Here is a 7,048-nt window from a genome sequence, read left to right on the forward strand (position 1 = left end):
ACCCTACTGTGGTATTAAGTATATTCCTGACTACGCTGGCCCCGCCACACCAGAAATTACTGATACGATTTCGGTGCATATTGCGGAGGCTGCTGAGGGAGAACCTTTAGGTAAAATTAGGGAGAAAATCTCTACCTTTGACCCGAAACCAGATTATTTAAAATTTCTTTACACGCTGATAGATATAGAGCAAATTCGTTCTGCTAACTTGAAAGTGAAGTATGATGCTCTCTACTCAACTTCTCGCGGTTATTTGGATACAGTTTTGGAACACTGCGGGTGTGAAATCGAGACTTTCCATTGCTGGCGAGATGTGCTATTTGGCGGTGGGATGCCGGAAGCAAAGGGAGAGCAACTAGAATGCTTAGTAGAGGCTGTAAAGAAAGATGCGGCGGATTTGGGTTTGGCGACAGATGGAGATAGCGATCGCTTTGGTATAGTTGATGAGAAGGGAAATATCCTCGCTCCGAACTCAGTATTATTGCTACTAGCACGGCACTTAATTAAGAATAAGGGCAAAACGGGCGCGATCGTTCGTACAGTAGCAACTACCCACCTGCTAGACAATTTCGCTGCTAAGTACGGTTTAGAAATTTACGAAACGCCAGTAGGTTTCAAATACATCGGCGCGAAAATGCGGGAAACAGCCGTACTCATTGGCGGCGAAGAATCTGGAGGTTTGAGCATATTGGGTCACATTCCTGAGAAAGATGGCATCTTAGCTGGTATGCTGGTAGCAGAAGCGATCGCGATCGAAGGCAAACCCTTATCTCAGCTAGTAGAAGAAGCCGTCACAGAAGCAGGTGGCCCCTTATATGAAAAGCGGATAGATTTTCACCTCAACGACGCTTACAAAGCAGCAATTATCCAATACTTCACACGCAATCCCCCAACAGACCTCGCCGGAGTTAAAGTTAAAAAAGTAGGATATAAAGACGGGATTAAACTGTATTTGGAAGATGGCGGGTGGGTGCTGATGCGCCCTTCCGGGACTGAACCTCTCTGGCGAGTTTATCTAGAAACCGAATCTGTGGAAAAACAAGCGCAAATTGTCCAAGAGATAGAAAATATTATCAACCAATTAGAACCAACATGAGTTTTGAGATCGAGTTATGAGTCCTGTAATTCTAAGTGTAAGATAAATTTTTAGTGCCAACTCAAAACCGTAGAATATTCCAATTTACAAAGCAAGATCAAAACTCAAACTTCAAAACTTTATTAACCATTTTTTATGAAAACTCTTCCCCATCTTCTCATTAGTGTAGTTGTAGCTACCTCGGTAAGCGCAATCGCAATTTTATCAGTGCAGAATGCCACCCCAGTATCCTTAAACTTCCTCTTTTTCCAATCAATTGAAATTCCGGTAGGAGTAGTATTAGCTTTGAGCGCGACAGCAGGAATATTAGGCGGCGCAATCCTCCAACCTCTCTGGAGCCTCCCTGGAGGGAGCAGGGGAGCAGAGGAGCAGAGGAGCAGAGGAGCGGGGGAGCGGGGGAACTCTTGAGCAGGGGAGATGGGGAAGATGGGTAATTAGCAATTAGCGATTAGCAATTAGCGATTAGCGATTAGCCATTACCAATTACCAATTACTAATTAAAGTGAATATACCTGACCATCAATCAATAGCCGAGTAATTCCCTTTGCTTGTAAATAGGGAGCAGTTTTTTGTAGCAACTGGCCATCAGGTACTTTGAAAACACGCTGGTTGCGCGTCGAAAAACGACGCGCTACTCGGTGATTGTCAAAAACTGGCAGAGTTTTTTCCCTAATTTCTTCAGGAGGAATCTGTCCGAGTTCGCCAAAAGCTTTCAGAGGCCTAGTAATCAATTCCGCAGCACGGTCAACTACCAAATAGCAGATTTTAGGAAGAGACGCTTCACTTAGCGGCAAAACTTGAAGCAAAGTTTTACTCCGAAGCTGTATAGAAACGCCGGGGCGGGAGTTTGCCATCCCCTCAAAATCGTCGTCTTCCAAATCCTCTGAGCCGAAATCATCTAAATCATCATCATCATCATCTTCATCATCATCTTCCTCATCCTCGTCAAAATCACTAAACTCTTCAGCTTCTAGAGGCCCTTCATCTCCGAGCATTTCGCCTAAATTCCTAGCCCCCGCAGCATAATCGTCCTCCACAAACTCTGCTGCATCCTCTTCTGGCAAGTCAGAAACATCCAAACGCCGAGGTATAACTTCTCGGATATCAATCCTCGCACGGGTTTCCGGCGTAGCCCTCGTGCGCTTGCGGATGAGCTTTGAGTTGGGGATTGGGTCAGAAGCGCCAGGATATACAGACTCAGAGAGATTAGTATCTGCTGGTTCATCAACATCCGGCGCTACCGGCTGGGAAATACTGCTTTGGGAATGAGGCAAACGCTTTTGCTTTTGGTGGACTAGGGCATCGTATTCTGCCTCTGACAAAGCGCTCTGGAGGATACGCCTGACGGTAGAACTGCTCACCCCATAGCGCTTAGCTAGGGTAATAGTATTCTCCTCGGAGTGTCTATACAGTCCGAGGATTTCGTGTTTGTCAGATTCGGAGAGTTTTGTAGGCGTCATGCCGAGTTTCCAAGCAAAGAGACGGGAGGGCGTGCAGCGTCAAGGCGCTGTATTTTAGATTTTAGATTTTAGATTGGAGTATTTCAGGAGAAACCCATAACTAGCGGCTAATCGAAAAATCCTGCGATCAAAAATCCCTAAGCTGACCGCCGACCGCGCCTACTCTGGCGAGAACGGGTTGAGATGTCATGTTCTAAAATAGCTCCAACACCAAATAGGATAGCGCTGAAGACAAAAAATACTTCAAGCAAGCTGCCACTTTGGTAATCACCTTCAGCCTGGGTATCGCGCCACTTGAAGTACATATCTGCAATGTAAAGGGAGAAAGTGGCGGCGGCAATCATGCGCCAAGACTGGGAAAAACGCCCGCCCCAAAAGGCGAGGAGTAGGGCTGTAGCAATAATTAGCAGAAAAACGTCGCCAACGATGTAAAACAAATTCACCCAATAGGCATAGGGAGTGAGTTGTACGTCAAGGGCCTTAACCCAAGCTGGTGCGTTTGATTCTTCGACTTCGGCTTCGGCTTCAGCTTCCGGGTCAGTTGCAGCGGCTGCTGATGTTTGTGGTTTTGAGTTAGTTGAATCTGTCAGTGCCGGAGCTTTTGCGGCTTTCAGGTCAGGTGTGGCAACTGTTTCTACTTGGGGCGCAGGTGCAGAACCCAAACCAAATTGGGCCTTGAAAAAGTCAGGAACCGCTACCCAGGAAGCTATAGCAATACCAATTATGGCAATTCCCCCCAACAACCCCCACTGCCAAACTTCTAGATTCAAACGCTTGGAAGTGACAGCTAGAACCATGCCCCAAATCAGTACCACGTAACTGCCTACATAAAAGGCATCGGCTGGGGAGATATCGGGGTCGAGGCCAAAATATAACTCCCAAACACCAAATACCACATTTGCTAGAAAGTAGAATAGCATCCCCAGACCAATGCCTAGCCAGACATTACGCCCGCTGACCATTTGAGGGCTTTTCCAGTTTCTAAAACAGACTAAAGCTGCTCCCAGATAAGCCCCGCATTCAAAAATATAGGTGCCGATGGAGTACCAAAGGGGCAGTCCTTCCTCCTGAGAGAGGGGGACGCTGAACAGCAGAAAGAACAACAGTGCCAATACAGCCCAAACAACTCCCAAAATCACGAGAGTCTGAGCTGAGAGGAAGGATGGAGAAGTAGATGACTTTTCTGAAGTGCTGCTCATAGGGGTTCAAGAAACATAATTAGCAATTGAATTGCAGAAAATGTAAGTGGGAGTGAAACTGCCTGAACAGTTGGGCTTTTCTATACAAGTCTGTCATCCAGCGTTGCATATTGGTGCCGCCTGCGGTGGAATTATCAAAGATTTTTTATTGTGTCCACAGTTTGGCAAGGGGAGATTGTTTCAGCCAAGCGATAAACTGGGAGCGATCGCCTGCTGGCATATCTTGCAAGATTTCGTTGACTCCTTCGGCAAAGGTGGTATTGCCAAAATAGGACTTGCCCAGCCTATGGAGTTCTTGCAGTAAGGTATTGAGGTGCTGCTCTTGCCAAGAAGGTATTTTGAGGCTGTTGAGTGGATCGACGGTTAGCAAATTTTTGACCGCATCTGGGGAGTCTGCGTGCGGGAAGTTCCCCTGCTGAAATACCTTAGCGATATCTTTCTGAAACGATGCGGCTTGCCGAGCACCTAAAAGGTCTTCAACGTCGAAGTAAACAGCTTGAAGCAGCAGCAGACAAGCTTGTGCGAATAGTGGAGCCTTGGCTTCGGAGCCGGCTGGTTCTTCACTGGCAAGCTGATCTAAACGGACTTTTCCCCAGACGCTATATCTATCCGGCTCTTCTAGCAAAACGCAGGCTTTGCCTCGATTGTCGGTTAGATCCCGCCACAAGGCTCTGGCTTCTTCTGCTTGTTTGCCGTTGAAAGCGCTGATTAGGCGAAAGGTCTGCCCCTGATAATTGAGAATTGGGATCTGCTGATCCCGTTTTGGATGTTGAAAGCTGGTGATTTCGACATCCTGTCGTTTCAGAATAAACATGACACTGCGATTTGACTCCTGTCATGGCCGGGGGTGCTTTGCAAGTCATTGTACTCACGCATGGCGTGAGTTGCTACCTGCGGACGACTGATGGGTGGGTTTTGCTAAGCTGCGATCGCCCATCTGGACGCAGCCGCTCAGCTAACTCGCTTTAACTAACACCCTATCTTAATCTATGCTTTAATGATCTAGTTTGGTCTGTAAATTTACGGCCAACCTCTGTGAGTCCCTTTTCCCTCTGTACCCATTTTTTCCGAATTAGTGGTTTGACTATGACGCAAGCTAAGATATAATCGATTTACATCTATAAGATTGGTTAGCTCAAAAATGTTGGGTGCGTAACTCAGTTGGATAGAGTAGCGGATTTCTAATCCGCCTGCCGCAGGTTCGAGCCCTGCCGTACCCGTTTTCACTTAATCAGAACTCTCAATACTTGCCTGTCCTAGTGACTAGCTGAGCAATTTGAGGGTTCATATTTTATGCAGCCCACCACAGATGGGAGAGATGTAGCTGCCGATCGGGCAATTTGAACAATAGATAGGATCGGGACTTACGCAAAACTATCCGTAACTCCGCCATCTTGGCTACCTTACTGCCAGCGTGCGAAAAAGGATTTAGACTAGGATTAGAGAATTAGCAAGGGGGATATACGATCCCTCCGCAGGATGAAACGAGATATTTGAGAATAAAATTACCCGGATTCTATGTATACCAATATACATTTAATCTTTTTTAATAATTGGATTCATAAATCGCATGAAGCTTATGTAGTTAGTGCATAGTTTGACTTGAATTAAACTATATAATCAAGCTAAGATGTAAATTACCTATAAGCAATGGTCGCCAGTCTGTTTACCAGGAAATTCTAATGAATACCCAAACACGCAAGGAATTGAAGACTCCGCTACTTGACCAAGTTCAGAGCAATAGTATTAATAGTTCTGAGTTTGATAATTGGGCAAAGGCAGTCAAACGTCAGATGATTGCTGCACTCTCTAAAAAAGGTGCGATTGAACGTCCCTAAAATGAATCTATAGGCTCTTTTGAGATAAGATCGCTACCGTAGCCGAGTAGGGTGGGTATTGTTAGTAAAGTATATTTGTCGTAAAAAAATATAAATTGTGGCTACCCTCACCCTACTCTCCTCAACTTAATATATCGCTATTGTTGGTAATAATAGCTTTAATCGTTACTACCAGTGTCTACAATAGTAATAACTTTAGTCATTCAATTATTAGAAATAACTAAAGTTATTACTATGAAGATCTCCGACACTAGATCCGTTGCGAAAATAAAGCTCCACTGGGGCAGCTTCCACCCTAATACATCACTTGTTAGGAACGAATTTAAGTGCTGCTGAATTCATGCAATATCGCAGTCCAGTCGGTTTGGGGCCGTCATTAAATACATGACCAAGATGAGCGTCACAGGCAGCACACAGCACCTCTGTACGCCGCATAAACAAAGTATTGTCTGATTCTGATTTCACATTTTCTTGATTAATGGTATCATAGAAACTGGGCCACCCAGTGCCAGAATTGTACTTAGTTTCCGAGCTAAACAGGTCATTGCCGCAGCAGACGCATTTGTAAATACCAGCCTGTTTTAGATCGTGATATTCACCTGTAAAAGCTCTTTCTGTACCCTTTTTTCTGGTGACATGAAACTGTTCCGGGGTGAGCTGCTCTTTCCATTCAGACTCAGACTTTTTAACTTTGTTAACCATGTTTTGCTCCTCCCTTAAGTTTGCTTGGATGTAAATCATGCTGACTTTAATATTAGCCGCAGCGCGTTAAAATGTACATACCAAGGAAGTAGTAATAACTCTACCAAGACTTACGCACGATTACGTAACGCCGCCCTCTGGGCGGTTCTTTTACCGCCAAGATGGCGGCGTTACTGATAGTTTTGCCTAAGTCCTGTCTACTTAGTTCTTAAAAGTGAAAGACTAAAGTTATTACTATGAAAAAGCAGCGCCAAATTACCCAGAACTCCCCTCAACCGCCGCCAACAAACGCAACATACCATCCCGAAGTTGAAAAGCCCTTACTGTCCCCACCTCAACCTTTTGCTGACCATTTGGCATTGCCACCTCAATCTTAATCTTAGGGTCAGCGTGCAAACCCAACCGCTTCCAAAAACGCTTCACCTGAATAGATGGAAAAGAGCGCAGATCCAAATCTGGAAACGGAGCCTGAACTAGACTTCTACCATCAAAAAAACTTGTCACCTGCACTTGATACCAAGTCTCTTGCTTTGCTAATTTTAGTCCTTGATTCGGTTCCGGTAGTTGCCACTGCTCGGGATCTATACTGTTAATTGGAAAAGCGGAACCAGTAATTTTACTCGCGTGACCCTCTAAACTTTCTAGCTCAGAAACCGCATCACCTAGTCGATCCAGCAATCCCCGGATGCGAACCCTAGTTTCTCGATCGGTATCAGGTAGTCGATCTAGCCAAGCCGCAGCCGATCGCTGACC

The 7,048-nt window shown here is 45.5% G+C and carries 7 protein-coding genes, 1 tRNA gene and 1 pseudogene; 4 read left to right on the forward strand and 5 right to left on the reverse strand.

The window, feature by feature from the left end; translation table 11 throughout:
- Window positions 1-1,096: phosphohexomutase domain-containing protein (locus PN499_RS26735; RefSeq protein WP_272036286.1), on the forward strand; the 1,096-nt coding region annotated here is incomplete at its 5' end.
- 135 nt (window positions 1,097-1,231) lie between these two features.
- Window positions 1,232-1,504 carry a lipopolysaccharide assembly protein LapA domain-containing protein gene (locus PN499_RS26740; protein ID WP_272036288.1) on the forward strand — a complete coding sequence of 91 codons (273 nt, stop codon included), beginning with the start codon at window positions 1,232-1,234 and terminating at the stop codon, window positions 1,502-1,504.
- Window positions 1,505-1,593: 89 nt separating this feature from the next.
- Here the strand turns inward: PN499_RS26740 and PN499_RS26745 are convergent, their stop codons facing one another.
- The 3 genes from PN499_RS26745 to PN499_RS26755 all read right to left on the reverse strand — a co-directional run bounded on the left by PN499_RS26745 (window position 1,594) and on the right by PN499_RS26755 (window position 4,569).
- A complete protein-coding gene (locus PN499_RS26745) occupies window positions 1,594-2,556 on the reverse strand; it encodes a hypothetical protein (protein ID WP_272036290.1) in 963 nt (320 codons plus the stop codon).
- Between the two features lie 137 nt (window positions 2,557-2,693).
- Window positions 2,694-3,755, reverse strand: a complete 1,062-nt coding sequence (locus PN499_RS26750) for a hypothetical protein (RefSeq protein ID WP_272036292.1) — start codon at window positions 3,753-3,755, stop codon at window positions 2,694-2,696.
- A 145-nt stretch (window positions 3,756-3,900) separates the two neighbouring features.
- Entirely contained in the window at window positions 3,901-4,569 is a 669-nt protein-coding gene (locus PN499_RS26755) for an Npun_F0813 family protein (protein WP_272036294.1), read from the reverse strand.
- Between the two features lie 332 nt (window positions 4,570-4,901).
- Between PN499_RS26755 and PN499_RS26760 the strand changes: the two genes are divergently transcribed.
- Window positions 4,902-4,975, forward strand: a tRNA-Arg gene (locus PN499_RS26760).
- A 462-nt stretch (window positions 4,976-5,437) separates the two neighbouring features.
- Window positions 5,438-5,593, forward strand: a complete 156-nt coding sequence (locus tag PN499_RS26765; protein ID WP_272036296.1) for a hypothetical protein — start codon at window positions 5,438-5,440, stop codon at window positions 5,591-5,593.
- A 303-nt stretch (window positions 5,594-5,896) separates the two neighbouring features.
- On the opposite strand, the gene msrB is transcribed toward PN499_RS26765, so the two are convergent.
- A complete protein-coding gene (msrB, locus tag PN499_RS26770) occupies window positions 5,897-6,295 on the reverse strand; it encodes a peptide-methionine (R)-S-oxide reductase MsrB (RefSeq protein WP_272036298.1) in 399 nt (132 codons plus the stop codon).
- Window positions 6,296-6,550: 255 nt separating this feature from the next.
- Window positions 6,551-7,048 (reverse strand): annotated as a pseudogene (locus tag PN499_RS26775) (hypothetical protein); the annotation flags it as partial.

The sequence above is a fragment of the Kamptonema animale CS-326 genome (genome assembly GCF_028330895.1).
GTDB classification, from domain to species: Bacteria; Cyanobacteriota; Cyanobacteriia; order Cyanobacteriales; family Microcoleaceae; genus Kamptonema; species Kamptonema formosum.

Bases quoted from the DNA above. Each gene is read 5' to 3' on its own strand.
- PN499_RS26740 (WP_272036288.1), top strand. From the start codon at position 1,232: ATGAAAACTCTTCCCCATCTTCTCATTAGTGTAGTTGTAGCTACCTCG.
- PN499_RS26750 (WP_272036292.1), bottom strand. From the start codon at position 3,755: ATGAGCAGCACTTCAGAAAAGTCATCTACTTCTCCATCCTTCCTCTCA.
- PN499_RS26755 (WP_272036294.1), bottom strand. From the start codon at position 4,569: ATGTTTATTCTGAAACGACAGGATGTCGAAATCACCAGCTTTCAACAT.
- PN499_RS26765 (WP_272036296.1), top strand. From the start codon at position 5,438: ATGAATACCCAAACACGCAAGGAATTGAAGACTCCGCTACTTGACCAA.
- msrB (WP_272036298.1), bottom strand. From the start codon at position 6,295: ATGGTTAACAAAGTTAAAAAGTCTGAGTCTGAATGGAAAGAGCAGCTC.
- PN499_RS26745 (WP_272036290.1), bottom strand. From the start codon at position 2,556: ATGACGCCTACAAAACTCTCCGAATCTGACAAACACGAAATCCTCGGA.